The following is a 22488-nucleotide window of genomic DNA, read 5'->3' as shown; positions in this document are numbered from 1 at the left end:
AGGCCGGGGCTGACGCCAGTGTCTGGCAGTGGCAGAGGCCTATCGCGTCACCGTTGAAGCGAGATTTATGCGCGTTTTAGCAAGATTGATACGACAGGGCGCGTTGCCCACTCGGGCCGCCGTGCTGACGCTGATGCCCGAAGAAGGGCGCTACCTTAATGATTTGTGCCGACCAAGTCCAATCGACTCTCAGCATGAAGTGAATGGTCGGGAGTGTCTGCGAACGTGCCTGGCCAAGCTGGGCAAGGGTGACTGCTGATCTCGTTGGTCCAGGTTGACTGCGGGGGCGGCCTGCCATCCGCTGCACAAGCAGTGATTGTCCGGTCGCTCCATGGCACCGGAGTCCAATTTATTATACATTTGGGTAACAAGAGGCTGCTTGGCAGCCACTGCTCATCTGTAATGTGAATCGAAGGAAGCTGTATGACTAACGCGAACCCGATCCTGGGCGTCTATCTGAGTGATTCACTCGACCTGGATGCCGTCTATGGTGACGCTCTGCGCAGCGCTGCCGATGACGTCGTTCTGCGTCACCCGCACGAAATCGACAACCCTGAAGACGTGCGCTTTGCGATCTGCTGGTTGCCCAACGAGCAGGCCTTCGAGGCCTACCCCAACCTGACGCTGGCCATGTCGATCGGCGCCGGTGTCGATGCCCTGCTGGCGCACCCAGGCCTTGGCGATGGGGTGCAGATCGCCCGGGTGCGCGACCCGCATCAGGCCGACCTGATGGCGGGCTTCGCGGCGCACGAGGTGCTCAACCGCGAACGCGAGTTCGCCATTCTGGAGCGCAATGCCGCCAAGGCACACTGGGAACCGCTGCCAATGCGCGCGCCGGCCTCTGCCAAGGTGGCGGTGCTTGGGCATGGCACCATGGGGCGCGCCGTGGTCGAAGCGGTGGCCGCGCTAGGTTTTTCCGTGCGCGTGGCCTGCCGCAGCCAGCCACAAGCTCCGGTCAAGGGCGTGACCTACCTGACCGGCGAGCGCGCGGTGATGGAAGCCGCTGACGGCGCCGATTATCTGATCAATGTGCTGCCGCTGACTGCATCTACCGAGAACGTGCTCGGCAAGGCTCTGTTCGCGAAGCTTGCCAAGGGTGCCTGGCTGGTGCAGATCGGCCGCGGCGAGCACTTGGTCGAGGATGATCTGGTCGCGGCTATCGAGAGTGGCCAGCTTTCTGGAGCGAGCCTGGATGTCTTCAGGGAAGAGCCGCTGCCTGCCGATCATCCCTTCTGGCAGAATGAGCGCCTGCGCATCACACCGCATATCGCCAGTGACTCCCTGCCAGAGGTGGTCGCGGGGCAGGTCATCGACACCGCCCGTGCCCTGCGCGACGACCAGCCGCTGGCGATGGGCGTCGATCGCGCTCGCGGTTACTGAAGTCACCCCTTTTCTTTGGCTATAGAAGAGCTTTGGCTAAAGAGCTCTCGCTAATGAGCTTTCGCTACGGAATTTTCGCTAAGGAGCGTCCGATGAGTCTCGATCAGCCCAAGCGCGCCACGATCAGCAACACCGAACGAGAGGCCCGCATCGCGCTGGCGGCCTGCTATCGCCTGGCCGCCCACTACCGCATGACGGACCTGATCTATACCCATATCACCGCGCGGGTGCCGGGTGAGAAAGGTCACTTCCTAATCAACCCCTATGGCTGGCGCTGGGAAGAGATCACCGCCTCCTCGCTGGTGAAGATCGACGTCGACGGTCGCAAGGTCGATGACAGCCCGGAGGCAGTGAACCCGGCCGGCTTCACCATCCATTCGGCGATCCATGGCGCCAGCCATGACGCGGCCTGGGTGATGCATACCCACACCCGGGCCGGGGTGGCGGTCTCGTCGCTGGAACAAGGTCTTGAGACGCGGCTCAACCAGATCTCGCTGCAGTTTCACGAGCGGGTGTCGTACCACGACTACGAGGGCATCGCCCTGGACCTGGCTGAGCGCGAGCGCATCGTGGCAAGCCTTGGCAACAACCCGGCGCTGGTGCTGCGCAATCATGGCCTATTGACCACTGGCGCTTCGGCCGCCGAGATGTTCAACAACATGTTCTATCTCGAGCGCGCCTGCGAGCTGCAGGTAGCGGCGCAGTCCACCGGCCAGCCGCTGCGGTTGGTATCGGAAGACACCGCCCACCATGTGGCCCGCCAGTACGATCAGACTATCCATGAAGATGGTGACCTCGAGCTCGAGTGGGCAGCGCATCTGCGTACCCTCGAAGCGCTGGATCCGAGCTATCGCGACTGAGCGGCCTGGACAGGGGACCGAGAGACTCATTAGTAGAGAGGCTGGTCGACAGAGGCAGGGCGTCTGGTGAGACGCCAGTAGGACGAGAAAAGGGGGCGGCCATTTGGCCGCCCCCTTTTTTTGTGGTGCATCGTCTCTTGAGGCCAGTGCCCCCGGCAAGCCGGGCAGGCGGCCGTCAGTGCGGTACGCGGTTCTCGAGCCAGCGCAGGCCGACGATCAGGATGCCGCTCAGGCACAGATAGACGGCGACTAGGAACAGCAGCGGTTCATAGGTCAGGTAGGTGGTCTGGCGCACCTGGGTGATCACCGCATAGAGATCCATCACCGTGATGGTGGCGACCAGAGGCGTGGACTTGAGCTGCAGGATGATCTCGCCGGTCAGCGTTGGCAGGGCACGGTGCAGGGCGCGTGGAAACCAGACGCGGGTAAAGACCTTGATCCGTGACATGCCGAAGGCCTCGGCGGCTTCCAGCTCGCCGTGGGGCACGCCAGCAAAGGCGCCGCGCATGATCTCGCCCTGGTAGGCGGCGAACGACACGGTCAGGGCGATGAAGCCATAGGGCCAGGCTTGGCGCAGGTAGTCCCAGGCCCAGGAGTCACGGATCTCCGGGAACTGGCCGAACAGCGCGCCCAGGCCGAAATAGAACAGCCACAGCTGCAGGAGCAGTGGGGTGCCGCGGATCACGGTGCAGAAACCGGTGGCCAGCCAGCGTAGCGGCCAGACACCGCTGACCTGCGCAAGCCCTAGGGGCAGGGCGAACAGAAAGCCTACGACCACGCTTGAGAACAGCATGATCAGGGTCATCTGCAGCCCTTCCCAAAGCTTGGGCAGGTAGCGGGGCAGCCAGCTCCAGTCCATCAACAGGATCGCGGCCACCAGGCCTGCTATGAACAGCGCCAGCAGAATGAGGCGATGGGGCTCGAGCAGGCCCGACAGCTTGGTGATTGGGCTCGTTCGCGAGGGGCGCACGAGCGACGCGAGAGAGTGGGGTTCAGACACAGGCATTCCTTGAAGTCAGCGTGCGGAGACAAGACCGCGCCGTGCGTAACGCTCGAAGCGGCGCAGGGCGAGGTTCGACACCAGCGTCAGCGCCAGGTACAGCACGCCCGCGGCCAGGAAGAACATGATGTAGGACTGTGTGGCACCGGCGGCCTGGCGGGTCACCAAGGTCAGCTCACTGAAGCCGATCACGGCCAGCAGGGCGGTGTCCTTGGTGGCGATCATCCACAGGTTGGCCATGCCGGGCAGGGCGTGCGGCGTCATGGCCGGCAGCGTGACCCGGCGCAGCACCTTGCTGGGCGGCATGCCGAAGGCATGAGCCGCTTCGATCTGGCCGCGGGGGATGGCCAGAATAGCGCCGCGAATGACCTCGGTCGCATAGCCGCCCTGCACTAGGCCGATGACCAGGATGCCGGCAGTCAGGCCGTCGATATTGACGCTACCGAAGCCCATGGCGGTCGAGGCCCGGCTCAGAAGGTCGGTGCCGACGTAATAGAACAGCAGCATTAGTACCAGTTCGGGCACGGCGCGGATCACCATGGTGTAGATTTCCAGCAGGTCGCGGACGACCTTGTTGCCGTAGAGCTTGCCGGTGGCGCCGAAGATGCCGATCAGGATGCCCAGCAGATAGCCACCTGCCGCCAGCTCGATCGAGCGCAGGAACCCGACCAGCAGCACCTTGCCCCAGCCGGGGGGCTCAAAGGCCAGCAGGCTTAAGTCGAAGACGGTCGTCATGGGTGGCGATTATCCTTGTGAGTAACGGATTTCCAACGAATGTCCAAATAAAGACGGAAAGACAAAGGCCGCCACTAGGGCGGCCTTCGCAGGCGGGCAATTAGCCGCCGTAGATGTCGAAATCGAAGTAGGGCGCCGTCATCTCCTCATAGGTACCATCGGCACGCATCGCGTCGATGGCCGCATTGACGCGTTCCTTGAGCGCGGTATCGCCCTGGCGCAGGCCTACCCCGATGCCCTCGCTCATCAGCTCAGCATCGCTTGCCACGGCACCGCGGTATTCACAGCAGGACTGGCCGGTCTCTGAGTGGATGAAGGTCTGAACGGCCAGGGTGTCGGCGACCACCCCGTCCAGGCGGCCAGCGACCAGGTCCTGGAGCTCTTCGTTGAGGGTCTGATAGACCTTGAGGTTAGCCGTGTCGGCGAAATGCTTGCGCGCGTACTGTTCCTGGTTGGTGCCCGACTGAATACCCAGATAAGCGCCTTCAACGCCCTCGGCAGTGGGCTGCACGTCGCTTGATTTGAGCGCCACGATGCCGGTGGGGCTGGCGTAATACTTGTCGGAGAAGGCGATCTGCTGGGCGCGTTCCGGGGTAATCGACATCGAGCCAATGATCATGTCGATCTTGCCGGTTTTAAGAGCCGGAATGATGCCTTCCCAAGCGACCGGCTTGAGCTCGCACTCGGCCTCAAGGCGGTTACATAGCTCGTCGATGAAGTCGATTTCCCAGCCCGACCATTCACCGGCAGCATCCGGCGAGTAGAAGGGGGGGTAGGGCTCGGCAGACAGGCCGATCTTGTAGGTATCGGCCAGAACTGGTGCAGCGAAAAGGCTCAGGCCGATCAGGCTGGCGGTCGCGGTGAGTGTCTTGAACATGGGGATTACCTCTCTTGTTTTAGGCGTTCTTGGCAGACGGGTTACATCTGCCGTTTAGGGTGTTTACGCGTGTCGTTTATGACGCCGTCGTTGATAAAGCTGTGTTGATAAAGAAAGGCCGGCGGTCAGGCCACCGAACTGATGAACTGCTTCAAGTACGGCGACCGGGGATCGCCAAAGATCTGATCGGGCGGGCCCTGCTCTTCGATGACGCCTTCTCGGAGGAACACCACGTGGCTTGCCACGTCGCGAGCGAAGGCCATCTCGTGGGTCACCAGCATCATGGTGCGCTGCTCGGCGGCCAGATCGCGGATCACGGATAGCACCTCGCCGACCAGCTCCGGATCGAGCGCCGAGGTGGGTTCATCGAACAACATGGCCAGCGGATCGACCGCCAGCACCCGGGCAATGGCGGCGCGTTGCTGCTGCCCGCCGGATAGGAAGCCCGGATACATCGACTTCTGGCTGGCAAGTCCGACTCGGTCGAGCAGCTTCTCGGCGCGATGAACGGCCTCGTCGCGCTTCATGCCCAGTACGTGGATGGGCACCTCGATGACGTTTTCCAGCACCGTGCGGTGCGGCCAGAGGTTGAAGTTCTGAAAGACCATGCCGAGGTGGGCGCGGATGCGCTGGACCTGACGGCGGTCGGCGATTTCCATATCGCCATGGCGAGAGGTTCGCATGCGATAGGTTTCGCCTTGAATCGCCACCTCGCCCGATGTCGGGCGTTCCAGCAGGTTGATGCATCTTAGCAGCGTCGATTTACCCGAGCCCGAGCCGCCAATGATGGCGACGATATCGCCCTGGCCGGCGGTCAAGGAAATGCCCTTCAGGACCTCGAGGGGACCGAATCGCTTGCGCAGGTCGCGTATCTCTATTGCAGGTTCGTTTGCCATTGATTATCTCGTCTCTGGGGGCGCCCATCTGCCTCCTGGAGGGGGAAACGTCGTTATCTAGCAGGCGCTTGCAATTAGTTCCTTGTTATACGACAGTATAACTGTAAGCCAAGTACGGCGAGATTCAAAGCCTCAATATTAAACGAAAGGCTAGCTAGGCGCTTTAGGGTCGGCAGTTTCAAGGGCAGATCTGGTGTCAAAATCACCAATTTTTTCAGCACCTTGATGTATGTAGGGGCGCCCACGCGTAGCGGTCTTTATGAAGCGGTCTTTGTGAGGTGAGCTTTATGAAGCCGAGTGGGTGGGGCGGCCTATATGCAGTGAAGCGCCGAGAGGGATGCTTCTTACCGGAAACGATGGAGACTATGAGCAGGAAATCATTTCAGCGTTGGTCCATGGATGCGCGGCGCCGCAGCTTGCTCGAAGCCACTCTGGACTGTGTCGCCGAGCACGGCATGAGCGGTGCCAGCGCTCGGCGGGTGGCCGAGCGTGCCGGCGTGACGGCGGGGTTGATTCGCCATTACTTCGGTTCCAAGGACGCGATGGTAAGTGCCGCCTACGGCTACCTGATCGGGCAACTGACCGGCGAAGCCGAGGAATCGGCAGAGAAAGCCGGCGAGGAGCCCGAGCAACGCCTGGCACGCTTCATCGTCGCCAACGTGACGGCGCCCAACCTGTCGCCCCGCAAGGTGGCGCTCTGGGCCACGTTCATCGGCCGTGTACGCACCGATCCTGGCTATGCCGACATCCACCGTGAGAGCTATCGCGAATTCCTGATCCTGCTGGAAACGCTGATTCATCCGCTGCTGCTGGCGCTCAAGCGTCCCGCGGACCCTGTCACCTGCCAGCACTACGCCATTGCGCTGAATGCGCTGATCGATGGCTTGTGGCTGGAAGGCGGGCTCGGGCACGGCCTTTATGACACGGCGCTGCTGCCAAGGATTGCGCTGAGTGCGGCGGAGGGCATCCTCGCACTGCCGGCCAATACTCTGATGCAGCATATCGCCGCCCCCTCAATATCTTCTCAGCACGCAACACGATAGGAAACGTTTCATGCGCTACGCATCGATTACTGATCGCCTGTATGACCTCGGTGGCGACAAATGGGCGGTACACAACGCCGCTAGAGCGCGCCAGGCCAAAGGCGAAGAACTCATCGAATTGAGCATCGGCGAGCCGGATATCACCACCGACCCGGCCCTGGTCGAGCACTGCATCGATGCCCTGCGGGCCGGGCGCACGCGCTATTCCAACGGGCGCGGCGAGCCGGGCCTAGTGGATGCGTTGATCGAGAGCTATGCGCCGCGCTTCCCCGGCATCGGCGAAGAGAACGTGCTGTGCTTCCCCGGTACCCAGACCGCGCTATTCGCGGTGATCCTGGCGCTGGCCGGTGAGGGAGATGGCGTGCTGAGCGGCGACCCGTACTACGCCACCTATGAAGGGGTGATTCGTGCCGCAGGGGCTCATCTTCAGCCGGTGCCGCTGCGCATGGAGCACGACTTCATCATGCAGCCTGACGATCTGGCCGCCGCCATCACCCCGGAAAGCCGGGTGCTGATGCTCAATACGCCGCATAACCCCACCGGCGCGGTGTTGGATCGCGAGACGCTGGAGCAGTTGGGCAAGCTGTGCATCGAGCACGATCTGTGGATCCTCTGCGATGAGGTCTACGAGGCGCTGATCTTCGACGGCGACTTCGTCTCGCCGCTGGAAATCGAGGCGCTTCGCGAGCGCACCGTGGTGGTGTCCTCGATCTCCAAGAGCCATGCGGCCACCGGCTTCCGCAGCGGCTGGTCGATCGGCCCGGTGGAGTTTTCGCGGCGCCTGCTGCCGATTTCGGAAACCATGCTGTTCGGCAACCAGCCGTTCATTGCCGACATGACCGAGGCGGCTCTGCGCCAGCATTTCGATACCGCCGATCGCCTCTGTGAAGCGCTGGGCCGTCGCGCCAAGCTGCTGCACGAGGCCGTCGGCCGGGTGCCCGCGCTGTCGTCGAGCCTCCCGCAGGGCGGCATGTTCCTGATGATCGATGTCGCGAAGACCGGTCTGGACGGCGAGGCTTTCGCCTGGCGGCTGCTCGAAGAACAAGGGGTGGCGGTGATGCCGGGAGCCTCTTTCGGCGATAGCGCCACGACCCTGATTCGGGTGGCGCTAACGGTACCGGATGAAGTGCTGATGCAAGCCGTCGACAAAATGGCGACGCTTTGCCAGCGCTTGGACGGCAAGGATCTGGACGCTGAGACCCACCAGACCGAGGCCAGCAACCCGGCCTGATCACTGCCGGATGGGCCTTTCTACCCCGCCATGGTGTCTGCCATGGCGGGGTTTTTCGTTCCAGAGCGGACGGCTGGAAGCGGGACGGGTGGTTCAGTCGCGCTCGGTGGCCGCGTCACCGGCCCGACAGGCGGCGGCGGTGAACAGCACGTCAGTGGAGGAGTTCAGCGCCGTTTCGGTGGAATCCTGAACCACGCTGATCACAAAGCCAATCGCCACGACCTGCATGGCCACGTCGGTGGAAATGCCGAACAGGTTGGCGGCCATGGGGATGATCAGCAGCGAGCCGCCGGCCACGCCGGAGACACCGCAGGCGGCCAGCGCCGATACGATGCATAGCAGCAGCGCAGTGGCGAAGTCGACGCTGATGCCCAGGGTATGAGCAGCGGCCAGGGTGATCACGGTGATGGTGACCGCCGCACCGGACATATTGATGGTGGCGCCCAGCGGGATCGAGATCGAATAGGTGTCGGCGTGCAGGTCAAGGCGCTTGCACAGCTCCAGGTTGACCGGAATGTTGGCCGCCGAGCTACGGGTGAAGAAGGCAGTGATGGCGCTGCCGCGCAGGCAGGCGAAGACCAGCGGATAAGGATTACGACGCGTCTTCAGGAACACGATCAGCGGGTTGGTCACCAGTGCCACGAACAGCATGCAGCCGACGATCACCAGCAGCAGCTGGCCGTAATCGAGCAGTGCACCGAGGCCTGCGCTGGCAAGGGTGCCGGCCACCAGGCCGAAGATGCCCAGCGGTGCCAGGCGGATCACCCAGCGAATGATCTGCGATACCGCATCGGCAAGGTCAGCAAGCAGGGCGCGGGTGCTATCGCTTGCCTGGCGCAGCGTCAGGCCAAGGCCGGCCGACCAGACCAGAATGGCGATGAAGTCGGCATTCATCAGCGCGCTGACCGGGTTGTCGACGGCGCTCAACACTAGGTTCTTGAGGATCTCATCGACCCCACCGGGCGGGTTGCCGGTGGCCTGAGGAGCGTCCAGTGTTAGGGTGGTCGGGAAAGCGAAGCTCGCCACCACGGCGACCAGCGCGGCCGCCAGCGTGCCGATCAGATAAAGCACCAGCACCCCGCGGATGTGGGTCTGCTGGCCGCGCTGATGGCTGGCGATGGCCGCCGTGACTAAGACGAAGACCAGAATCGGTGCCACGGCCTTGAGGGCAGAAATGAACACTTGCCCCAGCAGTGACGCCGACTGGGCGAGATCGGGTGAGGTGGTAGCCAGCAGGATGCCGCAGACGATGCCGATGGCAATTTGAGCGATCAGCCCTATCCGCTGCAGGGGGCGGAAGAGGGTGTTAAGGGTTGCGATCATGACGCGTCTCTTGGAGGGTTCGGGATCGTGGGTTGCACGCAGAAGCCAGGAGTGCGCGGCGCGATTGGGTCCACCTGCCAGCCGCGCCGGGCCAAAACGGGCGCGGTATTCTACCATTCCCGTCGCCGCCGCGTCGGCGATCATCCCGGTGTCCCGCCAGAGAGCGACGTCAGTTCGTCGGCGTCATGCTTGCCTAGGCGCTGGGCGAACTATCGCTCGGCGACCAGCCTCCTTCGCGGATCGCAGGATAGCCGGCAACGTCGAGGTTGTAGAGATAGAGCCAGGCCGGCCCGAAGGCGGTGTCGTGTACGGCGCGGTCGTAGGTGCCGGTTGTCGGCGCTTGGACGCGGTAGTCTTCCAGCCGGTCGAGGTCTGTCAGGCAGCGGCTATCGACCCGAAACACCTCGATGCAGACCCCGCGCGAGGGCTCGAGCCTGGCGCCAGGGTAGGGGCCCAGATCGTAGAGGGTCGCCGTCGTGAGGGTGTCTTTACCGACGAACTCGGCACCCTTCAGCCAGTGGTGGTTGCGCAGGCCGCGCTTCAGCGTGCCGTAGACGGCGACCAGCGGGGTGCGCTGGATGGCGATGGCGGGGGAGTGCATGGCTCACCTGAAGTTCACGAGTGTTTGGAAGCAATGTCTGAAAGACGGTGCGGCCTCTCAGCTAGATAGTTTCCCATCTAGGTGGCTCGCCAGCGAGACCACATGCTCGTCGTGATGGCCGAGACGCTCGAGCGCCGCCGCCAGGTTGAGCAGGTAGTCGCGGTTGGGGCCGCTGGCGCCTCGGGCCTCGGCAATCTGGCGGGCGATGGCGTCATGGGGCGCGTCGCCGAGAAAGGCGGCGTTGTCTTCAGTGGCGAGATACACCAGGCCTTCAGCTGATTCGCTCATTCGGTTGTCGTCAGGGGCATCATCGAAGTGCAGTTCGGTGACCACGCGCAGGTAGCCGTTTTTCTCGCGCACATCGAGAGGACCGAGGGTTTCAGGCGTGATGCGGTAGGCCATGCCGTGGCAGATGGCGTCTGGATCGCGGACCAGGGTAGCCACGCGCCCCGGAGCCTCGGGCGTGCCCCGATGGTCGTGGGAGCCTTGCCAGAAGCGGCGCACCCAGCCGCGGATATGCGCCGGGCGACGTTCCAGGTAGGGAAAGTCGGCTTTCCAGATCAGTGAGCCATAGCCGAACAGCCAGATTTCCTGGTGACCGTCGAAATGGGTCATCTGCTGATTGATGCGGGTGGTGTCGATCGTCATGGGCGTCCTGAGTAGCGTCACGCAGAGGTGTCGATTTTATCATTCGCCGGGAGGGGGCTTTAACGCATCTACTACACAAACTTTACTACCACACAAACGCAACAAGGCCCGCCGAAGCGGGCCTTGTACCTCAAACCCTAGGGTTTGAGAGGCTTTCTAATCTCGACAGGAAGTCGGAGTTTAGATGGCCTTGATGTTTGACGCCTGCAGGCCTTTCTTGCCCTGGGTGACGTCAAAGGAAACTTCCTGGCCGTCCTGCAGAGACTTGAAGCCTTCTGCCTGGATCTCGGAGAAGTGTGCGAACAGGTCGTCGCCACCGTCTGCCGGAGAAATGAAGCCGAAACCTTTAGTGTCGTTGAACCACTTAACTGTGCCAGTTGCCATTTTCAATATCCTTACGCGCAAAGCGCTCTTACAGTTGCCGGGTGATACCCCGAGAAATAGTGGGTAAAACAAAGGAGATATACACCAGGGCTACCGAAGGACTTCGATTACAACTGACTATATTCAACTTGCTAACCAACTGAGATGCATCTTTCCACGTTGAGGCCTTCGGGTCAACATTAATTTACGAGGACAGCCTGAGGGCGCACGCCGCAACCGGCACGCGCCCTGCCAGAACGGGGCTTAGAGCGCGTTCTTGTAGATCTTGCCCCCCTTCATGATCATCAGTAGCTGGTGCTCAGGCTGCGTCAGCACCGAGATATCATCCAGCGGGTTGTCACGCAGGACGATCAGATCGCCACGGGCGCCTGGAATCACTTCGCCGAAGTCCCCGCGATCGCCGTAGGCGTCGGCGGCGTTGCAGGTCGCGGCGCGGATCAGGTCATCCGCCGGCACCACCTCCTTGCGCAACAGGAACTCGTTGAGCTGGTGGCACTGCATGCGGCCCAGCAGGTCAGAGCCGTAGAGCATCTTCACACCGTGGCGCTGGGCCATTTCCAGTGCCTTGGCGCCGGCATCCAGCACGTCATAGACCTTCTGCTGAAGGTGCGGCGCCATGCCGGCCTCGACGCCTTCCTTGGCCAGGGCATCGTAGGTGGCAAGGGTCGGCGTCAGGTAGGCATCGTGCTCGAGAAACAGCCGGCAGCTTTCTTCGTCCATCAGGTTGCCGTGCTCGATCGTCTTCACACCGCGGGGAATCAACCGGTTGATGGCGCGGGCGGTATAGGCATGGGCCATAGTGTGGATGTTGGCAGCGGTGGCTTCCTCGACGATGGCATCGATCTCTTCCAGCGAGAACTGAGTGCTGTCGATACGATCGGTGGGGGAAGACACCCCGCCCGAGGCCATGATCTTGAGCTGGGTGGCCCCCTTGCGAATCTCGTCGCGAGCGGCGCGGCGGACCTCGCTGACGCCATCGCAGACACGCCCCAGCCCCGAGCAGCAGAAGCAGCCCTCGAAGGTCTGTTGGCCGGGGCCGCGCATGTCGCCGTGGCCGCCGGTCTGTGACAGTGCCCGGCCGGCATACAAAAGGCGCGGGCCGATCAGGCTGTCTTCCTCGACGGCGCTTGCCAGGCCATGGTCGGCACCCCCGGCATCACGCACGCTGGTAAAGCCGCGCATCAGCATGGCTTCCAGCAGCTCGCTGGACTTGGCGCCTACATAGAAGGGAGACAGCGTCTCGAGCAGCGCGAAATTCGGGGTGATGGCGGTGACGTGAACATGGGAGTCGACCAGGCCGGGCATCAGATAGCGGCCTTCAAGGTCGATGACCTGATCGTCTTCGCCATCGAGTGGGCCGGAACCGATCGCGACGATGCGGCCATCCTGAATGCGCACCTGCTGCTCAGACAGCACTTGGCCGTGGCGGGTATCGATGACGTTGGCATTGATAAAGCGGGTACGGGAGATGTGAGTAGTCGTCATTGTTTTTTCCTCGAACTGACGGGTCAGAACATTTTTTGTGGGAGATAGAGCGAGAGTGCCGGAATCATCACGATCAGCAGCAGGGCGATGATGTCCATGGCGATGAACCAACTGACACCGCGAAAGACTTCTTGAAGGGTGACGCTTTTGCCCAGCGCCCCTTTGATGACGTAGACGTTGAGACCGATGGGGGGCGTGACCAGGCCGACCTCGAGCAGCTTGACGACGATGATGCCGAACCACACCAGGTTCAGGTCGGCACCTTCGACCAGCGGCAGGATCAACGGCAGGGTCAGCAGCAGTAGCCCGATGGAGTCGATGAACATGCCCAGCACCAGATAGATCAGGGCAACGGCGAGGATGATCCACCAGCTCTCGGTGCTGACACTGAGGATCATTTCCGCGAACGCCGTTGGCACGCCGCTCAGGGCCAGAAAGCGGGTGAAGAACAGCGAGCCGATCAGGATGATGAAGATGCTGGCGGTGCTGACCGCGGTTTGAATCAGCGCCTGCCTGAGCGCATCTATCGTCAGGGTGCGCCGCGACAGGGCGATCAGGGCGGCGATGGAGGTGCCGACGGCACCTGCCTCGGTAGGCGAGAAAATGCCGCTGAAGATGCCGCCGAGTACGGCGCCGATCAGCAGCGGCAGTGGCCAGATTTCCTTGAACGCATCCCACTTCTCCTGCCAGCTCGATTGCACGTTGGCATGGCCGGCGAGGCTGGGCTTGAGGTGCGTGCGCACCATGATCATCGCGATATAGAGCAGCGCCGAGACGATGCCAGGCAGGAAGCCGGCCATGAACAGCTGGCCCACCGACACCTGTGCGTAAACGCCGTACAGCACCAGCAGCACGCTGGGCGGAATCAACGATCCCAGGGTGCCAGAGGCCGCCACGGTGCCGGTTGCCAGGCCCCGGTCATAGTTGTGCTTGAGCATTTCCGGCACGGCGATGCGCGACATGGCCGCCGAGGTGGCCACGCTCGAGCCCGAGGCCGCGGCAAAGAATGCCGAGGCCATGACGCTGGAAACCGCCAGCCCGCCTGGTAGGCGAGCCATGTACAGGCGCATGGCTTGAAACAGGCCCTGCGTCATGTTGGTGGTGGTGCACAGGTAGCCCATGAACAGGAACATGGGGGCAGCGGTCAGTTCCCAGGTACCGGCAAAGTCGAAGGGGGTCGCGGAAATCATGCCCCAGGCGATCGAGAAGTTGGTGATCTGACTGATGCCGACGATCGATACCAGGCCCAGCGTCACGCCGATAGGCACGCGTAAGGCGATCAGGGTCAGGGCGATGGCAATGCCTGCCACGCCGATCTCGAGATTGGTCATGCTGATGCTCCTAGAGGGCGTGACGCAGGCGGATGGCCTTGATCATGTTGGCAAGCGTTGCCAGACACATGGCGGCGAAACCGAGCGGTAACGCCCAGCGGCTAGGCCACAGGTAGAAGGTGAAGTTGGCCATTGCGGTTTCCAGTCTGCCGGTGGCGCGCATAGCATCCAGCAGGCTTTGGTAGCCAAGCAGGCCGAAATAGGCGAGCCCCAGTAGGCCGGCAAACAGGTAGATGACAAGCTGCATGCCAGCGGGAAACCGGCCGACCAGCACATCGACGCTGATATGCTCGCGCTGCAGTTCCACGTAGGCCAGGGGCAGGAAGACCACGCCGATCATGTAATAGAAGGACACCACTTCCAGCGTGCCGGTAAAGGAGGTGCCTATCAGGAAACGCAGAGTGACATCCAGGGTGACATGTAGCGCCATCAAGGCCAGAAACAGGGTCGATGCCACCAGCGTGGCCTTGCTCAGCCAGGTGCTGAAGATCTCGAGTCGGGTGCCCTCGGTCGTCATATGTGGTTCCTCCGCTTCGAAGCGACGCGTTCGCTGAAGCCCTGGTCGATCAGGGTCTGTTTCCAGAACGTCAGCATGTCGCGATATAGCGCCGGGTCGTCGCGCCAGATGCTCTGGGCGCCCATGCCGCGCATCATGCACAGGGTGGCGTTCAGGGCGACGCGTTTCTCGTGGGAGCTATGCCGGGTGCTGATCAGGAGCTGTTCCCAGATGGCCTCGAGCGAGGCATTGAAGCGGGCGGCCAGGGGCTCGAGGACCTCCTTGATCGAGGCGTCGGTTCGGGCTGCCGTGAGGTACTCCAATGTGACCATGTACAGGTTGCCCTTGAAGTGGTCGTGCAGGGTGTCGATCAGCGTGTCGAAGTCCAGCGTGCCCGCCTTGATGCCGTCAGCCATTTCTTTGACGCTCACGACCTCCTGGTTAAGCAGATCTTCGAGGGCGGCCTGCATCAGCGCTTCCTTGGAGGGGTAGTGGTGCATCAGTGCGCCCCTTGAAACGCCGGCTTGACGTGCCACGTCGACCGTCGAAGTGGCGCGGATACCCTTCTCAAGAATGCACTCCAGCGTGCCTTGCATGATCTTCGCTTGAGTGTGGCGCGAGCGTTCTTCCTGGGTCTGGCGTTGGCTCATCGTTGTGCCTCCTCGGTTGGCTAGGCAATGTCTGAAAAGTACTGCGCTCGTCCATACGGCGTTAAAAATCGGCTCAAGATGCTCATTTACACCCCGTAAACTGGTACGCCAGCCCGGTCCGCTCTTTCGCCGATTTTTGCCTTGTCTGGCCTTCGCTCGTCGACTTTTCAGGCACAGCCTAAGGGTCGCCAAAGGGGCCGCCGAGAGCGGCCCTGGGAGTTGGCGGTATCAGTAAATGCCATAGTCGTCGGGCAGGGTGTCGTAGATCTCGCGCATGGCCAGTTCTGCCAGGGCGTCTTCGTCATGACGGTCTACGTCGGCAAGCAGTTTGACCCACTTGGCATGGGTGGCCAGGAAGTCATCGATCAGGGCATGGGGGTCTTCGATGCCGTATTTGTCACGTGCCGTATCGTAGACGTCCGTCAGTGCCTTCTCACGAAACGCCTCGACGGAAGCCATCAAGTCCTCTTCCGGCTCATAGACGTTGTTGCCCTTGGCGATCGCTTCTTCGAGAGCCGCATCTGCGGTGTCCAGGTACTGAACGATCATGCGGGTCATCGCCTTGGCGGTGGCCTGCTTGAAGACATCGCGCTGATCATCGCTGAGGTCGGCCCAGAACGATGGGTTGAAGCCCCACTGCGGGCCTGACCAGTACATGCCGGTCGGCAACAGGGTGGTGTATTCGGCGACTTCCCACAGCGAGCGGTCGATCAGGTCATTGGCGGCGTTGGAGGCGCAGTCCAGCGAGCCGCGGTCCAGGCCGCTGTACATTTCGCTGGAGGGCACATTGACCGGTATGCCGCCTGCCTGCTCGACCCATGCCGAGACCGTGGAGCCGGCGGTGCGGATCCGCTTGCCGCGCAGTTCCTCGAGATTACGCACAGGTTCGCGGCAGAACAGCACATAGGGCGGGGTGTTGTACGCGCCGAGATAGACGATGCCGACGTCTTCCCATTCCTTGAGCTGGACCGCGTTATGGGTGCTGAAATCGGTCACGGCGAGAATGCCGATCAGCGGGTCGTCGAAGTTGAAGCCCAGCTCCTGGACGGCATTGGCGACCGGCAGTTCGGAGGGCGTGTATACAGCGGCGTGGTGGGCTACCTGCACCACATTGTCGCGGATCCCCTGCAGGTTGGCGCGCGGCGCCAGCAGCACGGTACCGGTGAAGACTTCCGGCTGAAGCTCGCCTCCGGACAGTTCTTTGACGGTCTCGGCCCATTCGATATAGCCGTACCGTGAGTGCGGGTGCTGCTGGTCGTAAAAGGAATTGGCGATGAATGACGTGGCGGCCATGGCTGAGGTCGCGAAGGCAGGAAGGGCAAGGGCGGCCACTCCCAAGGCAAGTCGGGTGGACTTGGAATGCATGATTCTCTCCAGTGCCGTGACGGTCGGCAGATTGTTGCTATTGTGATACCAGTCACCTGGGCAAGGCGCAGAGTGGCGCCTTGAAATTGAGCCTAGTTCGCACTCATGAAAAAAACAAGCAGGCCTGTTTGTTTTTATTAAAGTCGTTAACGGCTAGGCTAGAGCTAGCGCCTGAAGGCGTTTTCATCACCCTCAGGAGGGGCGAGCATGGAATCATCGGTCGAGTCAGCGGCGGCCAAACTGGATCGACCGGGCACCTGGCGTGGGGTGCGCAAGATGCTGCCCCTCGCCGCCTTTACCGTTGCCTTCGGGCTGGCGTTCGGCGTGGCGGCCGCTCAGAAGGGGCTGCATGGCTGGGAGGCCATGTTGATGAGCGCGCTGATGTTCTCGGGCCCCTCGCAATTTGCCGTGCTCGAGCTATGGGCCTTCCCGCTCCCCCTGCTGGCGCTGGCGCTGACGACCATGGCCATCCATACCCGCCATCTGTTGATGAGCGCGGCCCTGCACCCTTGGCTGCACAGCCTGCCCAAACGCCAGCAGTTTGCGGCGGTATTTTTCTTGACGGACTCCAGTTGGGCCATGGCGCTGGGTGAATATCAGCGCGGCGAGCGTAACGTGGGCCTGCTGTTGGGTGGCGGTATCGCCCTGTGGGTGGCCTGGGTGGTGGGCAGCGGTATCGGGTTGATGTTTGGCGGTCGTTTGGCCGAGCCGGAGCGTTATGGGCTCGACGTGATCATGCTGTGTTTCTTGCTGGTGATCGTCGTCGGTGGCGTTCCGCGGCGTGACATGCTGCTGCCTTGGGGAGCGGCGGCCCTGAGTGCCTTGCTCGCCTATTACTGGTTACCGCCCTACCTTCACGTGGTGGTGGGGGCCCTGGTGGGCGGCGGCGTTGCTGTGGTCTGCCCTGCCGCTTCGGCTCGCCGGGCGGCATCATGATGGGTCCCTTTGCAAGCGCGAGCGGTGCGGCCTCGCTGGTGGCGATCATCATGATGATCGGGATTGCGCTGGTGTCGCGCATCGGTGGGCTCTTGATCATGTCGCGGCTACCCATCGGCCCCAAGGTGCGGCGCTTCGTCGATGCCATGGCAACCTCGGTGCTGATTGCCGTGATCACTCCGATGATCGTCGACGGTGATGGCGGCACCCGGATAGCGGCGCTGGCCGCAGGCGCGGTGGCGATCTGGCTGCGAAGCCCGCTGATGGCGATCGCTATGGGAATGGTCAGCGCCGCCCTGTGGCGCTATGTGATAGCCACGGGGACGGGGTGATGAACGGTGCCGGGTGGTCCCGCCAGTCCGCATGCTGGCTCAGGCGCTGCGCGGCCCCAGCAGGATGATCCCCGCGCCGACGAGGCAAAGGGTCGCGCCGATCAGATCCCAGCGATCCGGGGCGCGCTGTTCGACCAGCCACAACCAGACGAGCGAGGTGGCGATATAGACCCCGCCATAGGCGGCATAGGCCCGCCCGGCGTAGTCGGCATCGGTGAGGCTTAACAGCCAGGCGAACAGCGCCAGGCTGGCCATACCCGGCAGCAGCCAGCCGAGCGGCTTGTCGAGGCGCCACCAGGACCAGAAGGCGAAGCAGCCGGCGATCTCGGCCAGGGCCGCGGCCACATAGAGCAGCGGGGTGGGCATGCAAGGGCTCCTGCGATGGTTGGGGTGATCATGGGGCAAACGCGCCGGATTCGCGAGATCACGAGATCAAGCGAGCGTGTCTGACGAGCACGCGAGATAAAGCCGCCAGCCTATCATTGCTGGCAGACGTTGGACGTGCTCTCTCGGGGCAGCGCCAGGGCCAGCAGGGCGCTTGCCAGTACGAGTCCCGCCGAGACCCACAGACAGGCGGCCAGGCCTTGAACTTGGTAGAGCCAGCCCGACAGCAGGGTGCCGATCAGGCGTCCCATGGCGTTGGCCATGTAGTAGAAGCCGACATCCATCGATACGCCCTCGGCGCGGGCATAGCGCACGATCAGGTAGCTGTGCCAGCTCGAGTTGACGGCGAATACCGCGCCGAAGGCCAACAGCCCCGCGATCAGCCAGCCGGCGCCCAGGCTGGGGCTCGAGCCGGTATCTGAGCCGGCGCCGAGCGGCAGGAGCGCGAGTATGGCGGGCAGCGCGGCCAGCGCCAGCGCCCAGCTGGCGGTGATGGCCGCCGGGCTTCCGTGGAAAATGCGAGTCAGGCGCGGCGCCTGGGTCTGCACACCGCCGTAGCCGATGACCCACACGGCCATCAGGGTCCCCACGCTCCAGAAGGTCCAGCCGTAAACGTCATACAGAAACACCGGCAGGGCGACCACGAACCAGACATCCCTTGAAGCGAACAGCATCAGTCGCGCCGCCGCGAGCACGTTGACCGCCCGTGAGGTCGATAACACCTCGCGGAATCTGGGTTTGGACTTCTGGCGCCCGAGGTCTGCCCGCAGCCGCCACAGCGATAGCGCCAGCACCCCTACCAGCAGGACCCACAGCGCGAGGATCGCGCCGCGAAAGCCGACCAGCGTCAGCAGCAGGCCGCCGAGGAAGAAGCCGGCGCCCTTCAGGGCGTTCTTGGAGCCGGTGAGCAGCGCCACCCAGCGATACAGCGTGCCCTGAGTGTTCACGTCCGTGCCGGCCGCAACCGTGCCGGCGCCGTCCTTGGGCAGCAGCACCTTGACCGCGCTCTTGGCGCTCATCTTATTGAGATCCTTGGCGATCCCCGAGAGCGCCTGGGCGGCCATCACCCAGGCCACGCTGAGCACCGTGCTGGGCACCAGCAGCATGCCGAGTGCCAGAAGCTGCAGGCCAAGCCCCAGGTTCATGGTGCGGTTGAGCCCCAGGCGCGCCCCCAACCAGCCGCCGACCAGATTGGTGACCACGCCGAAGGCCTCGTAGAACAAGAACAGCAGCGCGACCTCCAGCGGCGAATAGCCCAGCCGGTGGAAGTGCAGCACCACCAGCATGCGCAGGGCGCCATCGGTCAGGGTGAACGCCCAGTAGTTGCCGGTGACCAGCAGGTACTGGCGTACCTCGAACGGCAAGGCGCGCAGGCGTGCGGCAAGCGTCATGGTGCCTCCTCAGGCTCGGCCGACTTTAAGGGCCAGCTCGACGGTGCGGTTGGCGTAGCCCCATTCGTTGTCGTACCAGGCGTAGAGCTTCAGCTGGGTGTTATTGATCACCAGCGTCGAGGGCGCATCGACGATCGCGCTGCGCGGATCGGTGCGGTAGTCGATGGAGACCAGCGGGCGCTCCTCATAGCCCAGTATGTCGGCGAGTTCGCCCTCGGCGGCGGCTTTCAGGGCGGCGTTGACCTCCTCGCTGCTGGTCTCGCGCTCGAGCTCGAAGACCATGTCGGTGAGCGAGGCGTTGGCCAGCGGCACGCGCACGGCGTGGCCGTTGAGCTTGCCCGTAAGCTCGGGAAAGATCGCGGTGATCGCCTTGGCCGATCCGGTGGTGGTGGGAATCAGGCTCATGCTCGAGGCCCGGGAACGGCGCAGGTCGGGTTTCGTTGGCGAACTCGGGGTATCGAGGATCACCTGAGTGTTGGTGATGTCGTGCACCGTGGTCATCGAACCGTGGCGGATGCCGAAGGTCTCGTGGATCACCTTGACCACCGGCGCCAGGCAATTGGTAGTGCAGCTCGCTGCGGTGACGATCCGGTGCTTGGCCGGCTCGAAGGCCTGATCGTTGACGCCCATCACCACATTGAGCACGCCGTCTTCCTTGACCGGGGCGGTGACCACCACCCGGCCCACGCCTTGGGCGAGGTAGGCGTCGAGCTGGTCGCGGGTCTTCATCACCCCGGAGGCCTCGATCACCACGTCACAGCCGGACCAGTCGCTGTCGTCGATGGTGGTATGGCGGGAGAAGGGCAGGCGCACGCCGTCGATGATGATGGCATCGTCTTCTGCTTGAAGGCCGGCCCCCGGCGACCAGCGGCCGTGCACCGAGTCGAATTCGAGCAAGTGGGCGAAGGTGGCCGCATCGCCGCCCGGATCGTTGACGGCGACGAGCTCGAGGGCCTGGGCGTCGCGCTCGGCCCAGAGGCGGCGCAACGCCAGGCGACCGATGCGGCCGAGGCCGTTGATGCCGATGCGAAGGGTCATGGAGGGCTCCTGGTAAAGATCGTCCGAGGGGGAAGAAGGATGAGCTGAGGCCGAGGGCGCTCAGCAACAACTCGCCTGGCGCACTGGGCGGTTGCCCATGGCGGCCAGGCGTGCGAGCGGCGCCTCGAGCCCTGTCGCGGCGCCGCGGGCCGCGGCGTCCAGCACCTCGAGGGCCCAGGCCGGCAGCTCGGGCATCAGCCGGTAGTAAACCCACTGCCCCTGGCGTCGATCCTTGACCAGTCCGCAGTCGCGTAACTGCGCCAAGTGGCGCGAGACCTTTGGCTGTGAGGCCTCCAGGGCATGGGTCATCTCGCAGACGCACAGCTCGCCTTCGGTGTGGATCAGCAGCATCAGGGCGAGCCGCGTCTCGTCGCCGAGGCACTTGAACAGTGAGAGGGAGGTCAGTGAGGTCATGGCGTTCCCGGTAGGGTGTCGTTTCCGTCAGCGCGCCTGAACGTGGAGCCACAGTTCCAGGCGGCGACGGATCTCTTGAAGAGTTTGTGGATAGGCGTTGGCCCGGGGGTTGAGCCGCGGGTCGAGGATATCCCAGAACAGGATCTCGTCGGCCTCGCCGTTCCAGTCGCGGCAGCGTTGTTGCGCCTTCTCGCAGAGGATGATGGCGCTGTCGAAATGCTGACCAGCGTAGGCCTCTAGGGATTGGCTGGCCAGGCCTGAGGTGTCGATGCCCTGAGCGTTGAGCGCCGCCAGGGCGGCCTGATGCGGCTGGTCGGGCTCGACGCCAGCACTGAAGGCGTCGAAGCGATCCCCCGCCATGTGGCGGAGCAGGGCCTCGGCCATGATGGAGCGGGCGGAGTTGGCGTTGCACAGGAACAGGACGCGTGGCTTGGTCATGCTGGCTTACCTCGAGGGCTCAATATATATGAAATACCATATATACCAACCCGGGATGACGATTCGATGACTGGGGGTGGAAAGGCGTCGGTGCGATGCCATGCCGCTACCGGGTAAATATACATATTTCCATATATACGTGCTAGCATATGTCTTGCCGGGGAGCCGGTCCTCTATTGTGACCGCCTCTTCTTCTGAACCGACATCGGGAGTGATGCACGCATGGGAGTCTTCGAACGCTATCTTTCCCTCTGGGTCGCGTTGGGCATCCTGGCCGGGGTGGGACTCGGCAACCTCGCCCCGGAAGCCTTCCGGGCGCTGGCCGCGCTGGAGTGGGCGCATGTCAACCTGGTCGTGGCGGTGCTGATCTGGATCATGATCTACCCGATGATGATTCAGGTCGACATGGCGGCGATTCGCGACCTCCGCCAGCGCCCGCGGGGCCTGCTGCTGACCCTGGGTGTCAACTGGCTGATCAAGCCCTTCACCATGGCCGGCCTGGGGGTGCTGTTCTTCCACCACCTGTTCGCCCCCTTCGTCGACCCTGCCTCGGCCAATGAATACATCGCCGGGATGATCCTGCTGGGGGTCGCCCCCTGCACGGCGATGGTCTTCATCTGGAGTCAGCTCACTGAGGGCGATCCCAACTACACCCTGGTGCAGGTGTCGGTGAACGACCTGATCATGATCTTCGCCTACGCCCCCCTCGCCGCGCTGTTGCTCGGCATGACTGACATCACTGTGCCTTGGCCGACGCTGCTGCTGTCGGTTCTGATGTACATCGTGTTGCCGTTGCTGGTCGGTGTGCTGACACGGCGCTTGCTGCTGGCGCAGGGAGGCGAGCCGCGCCTCGTGGCCTTCGTGCGGCGCCTCAAGCCCGGTGTGGTGCTGGGGCTGGTGGGCACGGTGATCCTGCTGTTCGGCTTCCAGGCCGAGACGCTGCTCGCCCGCCCTATGGTGATCGGGTTGATCGCCGTGCCGTTGTTGATCCAGACCTATGGCATCTTCGCCTTCGCCTATGCCGCGGCTCACTGGCTGCGCTTGCCCCACGCCATCGCCGCTCCGGCCTGCATGATCGGTACCTCAAACTTCTTCGAACTGGCTGTGGCCGTGGCGGTCTCGCTGTTCGGCCTGCATTCCGGGGCGGCCCTGGCCACCGTGGTTGGTGTGCTGGTCGAGGTGCCGGTGATGTTGTCGCTGGTCTGGTTCGCCAATCGCACCCGCCACTGGTTCATCTGACGGCTTTACGC

At 63.1% G+C, this 22488-nt stretch carries 25 protein-coding genes; 7 read left to right on the top strand and 18 right to left on the bottom strand.

Going from position 1 to position 22488, the window contains the following annotated elements; genetic code table 11:
• Positions 1-423 precede the first annotated feature (423 nt).
• Positions 424-1380: an NAD(P)-dependent oxidoreductase gene (locus tag Q2K57_RS03920; protein ID WP_304526140.1), complete on the top strand. Its 957-nt coding sequence runs from the start codon at positions 424-426 to the stop codon at positions 1378-1380.
• A 92-nt stretch (positions 1381-1472) separates the two neighbouring features.
• A complete protein-coding gene (locus Q2K57_RS03915) occupies positions 1473-2240 on the top strand; it encodes a class II aldolase/adducin family protein (RefSeq protein WP_092527626.1) in 768 nt (255 codons plus the stop codon).
• A gap of 175 nt (positions 2241-2415) precedes the next feature.
• Here the strand turns inward: Q2K57_RS03915 and Q2K57_RS03910 are convergent, their stop codons facing one another.
• The 4 genes from Q2K57_RS03910 to Q2K57_RS03895 form a co-directional block, all read right to left on the bottom strand.
• Positions 2416-3246 carry an ABC transporter permease gene (locus Q2K57_RS03910; protein ID WP_092527629.1) on the bottom strand — a complete coding sequence of 277 codons (831 nt, stop codon included), beginning with the start codon at positions 3244-3246 and terminating at the stop codon, positions 2416-2418.
• 9 nt (positions 3247-3255) lie between these two features.
• Complete coding sequence (locus Q2K57_RS03905) at positions 3256-3975, bottom strand: ABC transporter permease (RefSeq protein ID WP_092527632.1); 720 nt, start codon at positions 3973-3975, stop codon at positions 3256-3258.
• Between the two features lie 100 nt (positions 3976-4075).
• Positions 4076-4852, bottom strand: a complete 777-nt coding sequence (locus Q2K57_RS03900; RefSeq protein WP_304526139.1) for a transporter substrate-binding domain-containing protein — start codon at positions 4850-4852, stop codon at positions 4076-4078.
• 125 nt (positions 4853-4977) lie between these two features.
• A complete protein-coding gene (locus Q2K57_RS03895) occupies positions 4978-5748 on the bottom strand; it encodes an ABC transporter ATP-binding protein (protein ID WP_304526138.1) in 771 nt (256 codons plus the stop codon).
• Between the two features lie 365 nt (positions 5749-6113).
• Between Q2K57_RS03895 and Q2K57_RS03890 the strand changes: the two genes are divergently transcribed.
• A complete protein-coding gene (locus tag Q2K57_RS03890) occupies positions 6114-6791 on the top strand; it encodes a TetR family transcriptional regulator C-terminal domain-containing protein (protein ID WP_175491688.1) in 678 nt (225 codons plus the stop codon).
• A 10-nt stretch (positions 6792-6801) separates the two neighbouring features.
• A complete protein-coding gene (locus Q2K57_RS03885; RefSeq protein ID WP_092527645.1) occupies positions 6802-8022 on the top strand; it encodes a pyridoxal phosphate-dependent aminotransferase in 1221 nt (406 codons plus the stop codon).
• 93 nt (positions 8023-8115) lie between these two features.
• Here the strand turns inward: Q2K57_RS03885 and sstT are convergent, their stop codons facing one another.
• The 9 genes from sstT to Q2K57_RS03840 form a co-directional block, all read right to left on the bottom strand.
• A complete protein-coding gene (gene sstT, locus Q2K57_RS03880) occupies positions 8116-9345 on the bottom strand; it encodes a serine/threonine transporter SstT (RefSeq protein ID WP_304526137.1) in 1230 nt (409 codons plus the stop codon).
• A gap of 193 nt (positions 9346-9538) precedes the next feature.
• Entirely contained in the window at positions 9539-9946 is a 408-nt protein-coding gene (locus Q2K57_RS03875) for a gamma-glutamylcyclotransferase (protein WP_304526136.1), read from the bottom strand.
• 57 nt (positions 9947-10003) lie between these two features.
• Positions 10004-10594: a gamma-glutamylcyclotransferase gene (locus Q2K57_RS03870; RefSeq protein WP_304526135.1), complete on the bottom strand. Its 591-nt coding sequence runs from the start codon at positions 10592-10594 to the stop codon at positions 10004-10006.
• A gap of 180 nt (positions 10595-10774) precedes the next feature.
• Positions 10775-10978: a cold-shock protein gene (locus Q2K57_RS03865; protein ID WP_092527654.1), complete on the bottom strand. Its 204-nt coding sequence runs from the start codon at positions 10976-10978 to the stop codon at positions 10775-10777.
• 243 nt (positions 10979-11221) lie between these two features.
• Positions 11222-12463 carry an amidohydrolase family protein gene (locus Q2K57_RS03860; RefSeq protein ID WP_304526134.1) on the bottom strand — a complete coding sequence of 414 codons (1242 nt, stop codon included), beginning with the start codon at positions 12461-12463 and terminating at the stop codon, positions 11222-11224.
• 23 nt (positions 12464-12486) lie between these two features.
• Entirely contained in the window at positions 12487-13794 is a 1308-nt protein-coding gene (locus Q2K57_RS03855) for a TRAP transporter large permease (RefSeq protein WP_304526133.1), read from the bottom strand.
• Between the two features lie 10 nt (positions 13795-13804).
• A complete protein-coding gene (locus tag Q2K57_RS03850) occupies positions 13805-14311 on the bottom strand; it encodes a TRAP transporter small permease (protein ID WP_112054018.1) in 507 nt (168 codons plus the stop codon).
• Positions 14308-14940 (bottom strand): TetR/AcrR family transcriptional regulator, encoded by a 633-nt coding sequence (locus tag Q2K57_RS03845; RefSeq protein WP_112054019.1) that lies wholly within the window; start codon positions 14938-14940, stop codon positions 14308-14310. The genes Q2K57_RS03850 and Q2K57_RS03845 overlap by 4 nt, the downstream gene beginning before the upstream one ends.
• Positions 14941-15168: 228 nt before the next feature.
• A complete protein-coding gene (locus Q2K57_RS03840; protein ID WP_112054020.1) occupies positions 15169-16305 on the bottom strand; it encodes a C4-dicarboxylate TRAP transporter substrate-binding protein in 1137 nt (378 codons plus the stop codon).
• A gap of 207 nt (positions 16306-16512) precedes the next feature.
• On the opposite strand from Q2K57_RS03840, the gene Q2K57_RS03835 reads away from it, so the two are divergent.
• Positions 16513-17241: an AzlC family ABC transporter permease gene (locus Q2K57_RS03835; RefSeq protein ID WP_112054021.1), complete on the top strand. Its 729-nt coding sequence runs from the start codon at positions 16513-16515 to the stop codon at positions 17239-17241.
• Positions 17238-17573 (top strand): AzlD family protein, encoded by a 336-nt coding sequence (locus Q2K57_RS03830; protein ID WP_258395990.1) that lies wholly within the window; start codon positions 17238-17240, stop codon positions 17571-17573. Before Q2K57_RS03835 ends, Q2K57_RS03830 begins: the two co-directional genes overlap by 4 nt.
• Before the next feature lie 39 nt (positions 17574-17612).
• Here Q2K57_RS03830 and Q2K57_RS03825 read toward each other — a convergent pair whose 3' ends face one another.
• The 5 genes from Q2K57_RS03825 to Q2K57_RS03805 form a co-directional block, all read right to left on the bottom strand.
• On the bottom strand, positions 17613-17939 hold the full coding sequence (locus Q2K57_RS03825; RefSeq protein ID WP_112054022.1) for a YnfA family protein: 327 nt from the start codon (positions 17937-17939) through the stop codon (positions 17613-17615).
• Positions 17940-18052: 113 nt separating this feature from the next.
• A complete protein-coding gene (gene arsJ / locus Q2K57_RS03820) occupies positions 18053-19348 on the bottom strand; it encodes an organoarsenical effux MFS transporter ArsJ (protein ID WP_112054023.1) in 1296 nt (431 codons plus the stop codon).
• Between the two features lie 9 nt (positions 19349-19357).
• On the bottom strand, positions 19358-20386 hold the full coding sequence (locus Q2K57_RS03815; protein ID WP_112054024.1) for an ArsJ-associated glyceraldehyde-3-phosphate dehydrogenase: 1029 nt from the start codon (positions 20384-20386) through the stop codon (positions 19358-19360).
• Between the two features lie 60 nt (positions 20387-20446).
• Positions 20447-20800 (bottom strand): metalloregulator ArsR/SmtB family transcription factor, encoded by a 354-nt coding sequence (locus Q2K57_RS03810; protein WP_112054025.1) that lies wholly within the window; start codon positions 20798-20800, stop codon positions 20447-20449.
• Positions 20801-20827: 27 nt separating this feature from the next.
• Positions 20828-21238, bottom strand: a complete 411-nt coding sequence (locus Q2K57_RS03805) for an arsenate reductase ArsC (protein ID WP_112054026.1) — start codon at positions 21236-21238, stop codon at positions 20828-20830.
• A gap of 222 nt (positions 21239-21460) precedes the next feature.
• Here Q2K57_RS03805 and arsB point away from each other — a divergent pair, with 222 nt between their 5' ends.
• Positions 21461-22477, top strand: coding sequence for an ACR3 family arsenite efflux transporter (gene arsB, locus Q2K57_RS03800; protein ID WP_112054027.1), 1017 nt, complete (start codon positions 21461-21463; stop codon positions 22475-22477).
• Positions 22478-22488: the final 11 nt, after the last annotated feature.

Origin of the sequence: Halomonas sp. I5-271120 (assembly GCF_030553075.1) — a bacterium.
Classification (GTDB): domain Bacteria; phylum Pseudomonadota; class Gammaproteobacteria; order Pseudomonadales; family Halomonadaceae; genus Onishia; species Onishia taeanensis_A.
Note: the sequence above shows the minus strand (reverse complement) of the source record. Positions and strands in the feature narration are given on the sequence as shown.

Bases quoted from the DNA above. Each gene is read 5' to 3' on its own strand.
- Q2K57_RS03920 (WP_304526140.1), top strand. From the start codon at position 424: ATGACTAACGCGAACCCGATCCTGGGCGTCTATCTGAGTGATTCACTC.
- Q2K57_RS03915 (WP_092527626.1), top strand. From the start codon at position 1,473: ATGAGTCTCGATCAGCCCAAGCGCGCCACGATCAGCAACACCGAACGA.
- Q2K57_RS03910 (WP_092527629.1), bottom strand. From the start codon at position 3,246: ATGCCTGTGTCTGAACCCCACTCTCTCGCGTCGCTCGTGCGCCCCTCG.
- Q2K57_RS03905 (WP_092527632.1), bottom strand. From the start codon at position 3,975: ATGACGACCGTCTTCGACTTAAGCCTGCTGGCCTTTGAGCCCCCCGGC.
- Q2K57_RS03900 (WP_304526139.1), bottom strand. From the start codon at position 4,852: ATGTTCAAGACACTCACCGCGACCGCCAGCCTGATCGGCCTGAGCCTT.
- Q2K57_RS03895 (WP_304526138.1), bottom strand. From the start codon at position 5,748: ATGGCAAACGAACCTGCAATAGAGATACGCGACCTGCGCAAGCGATTC.
- Q2K57_RS03890 (WP_175491688.1), top strand. From the start codon at position 6,114: ATGAGCAGGAAATCATTTCAGCGTTGGTCCATGGATGCGCGGCGCCGC.
- Q2K57_RS03885 (WP_092527645.1), top strand. From the start codon at position 6,802: ATGCGCTACGCATCGATTACTGATCGCCTGTATGACCTCGGTGGCGAC.
- sstT (WP_304526137.1), bottom strand. From the start codon at position 9,345: ATGATCGCAACCCTTAACACCCTCTTCCGCCCCCTGCAGCGGATAGGG.
- Q2K57_RS03875 (WP_304526136.1), bottom strand. From the start codon at position 9,946: ATGCACTCCCCCGCCATCGCCATCCAGCGCACCCCGCTGGTCGCCGTC.
- Q2K57_RS03870 (WP_304526135.1), bottom strand. From the start codon at position 10,594: ATGACGATCGACACCACCCGCATCAATCAGCAGATGACCCATTTCGAC.
- Q2K57_RS03865 (WP_092527654.1), bottom strand. From the start codon at position 10,978: ATGGCAACTGGCACAGTTAAGTGGTTCAACGACACTAAAGGTTTCGGC.
- Q2K57_RS03860 (WP_304526134.1), bottom strand. From the start codon at position 12,463: ATGACGACTACTCACATCTCCCGTACCCGCTTTATCAATGCCAACGTC.
- Q2K57_RS03855 (WP_304526133.1), bottom strand. From the start codon at position 13,794: ATGACCAATCTCGAGATCGGCGTGGCAGGCATTGCCATCGCCCTGACC.
- Q2K57_RS03850 (WP_112054018.1), bottom strand. From the start codon at position 14,311: ATGACGACCGAGGGCACCCGACTCGAGATCTTCAGCACCTGGCTGAGC.
- Q2K57_RS03845 (WP_112054019.1), bottom strand. From the start codon at position 14,940: ATGAGCCAACGCCAGACCCAGGAAGAACGCTCGCGCCACACTCAAGCG.
- Q2K57_RS03840 (WP_112054020.1), bottom strand. From the start codon at position 16,305: ATGCATTCCAAGTCCACCCGACTTGCCTTGGGAGTGGCCGCCCTTGCC.
- Q2K57_RS03835 (WP_112054021.1), top strand. From the start codon at position 16,513: ATGGAATCATCGGTCGAGTCAGCGGCGGCCAAACTGGATCGACCGGGC.
- Q2K57_RS03830 (WP_258395990.1), top strand. From the start codon at position 17,238: ATGATGGGTCCCTTTGCAAGCGCGAGCGGTGCGGCCTCGCTGGTGGCG.
- Q2K57_RS03825 (WP_112054022.1), bottom strand. From the start codon at position 17,939: ATGCCCACCCCGCTGCTCTATGTGGCCGCGGCCCTGGCCGAGATCGCC.
- arsJ (WP_112054023.1), bottom strand. From the start codon at position 19,348: ATGACGCTTGCCGCACGCCTGCGCGCCTTGCCGTTCGAGGTACGCCAG.
- Q2K57_RS03815 (WP_112054024.1), bottom strand. From the start codon at position 20,386: ATGACCCTTCGCATCGGCATCAACGGCCTCGGCCGCATCGGTCGCCTG.
- Q2K57_RS03810 (WP_112054025.1), bottom strand. From the start codon at position 20,800: ATGACCTCACTGACCTCCCTCTCACTGTTCAAGTGCCTCGGCGACGAG.
- Q2K57_RS03805 (WP_112054026.1), bottom strand. From the start codon at position 21,238: ATGACCAAGCCACGCGTCCTGTTCCTGTGCAACGCCAACTCCGCCCGC.
- arsB (WP_112054027.1), top strand. From the start codon at position 21,461: ATGGGAGTCTTCGAACGCTATCTTTCCCTCTGGGTCGCGTTGGGCATC.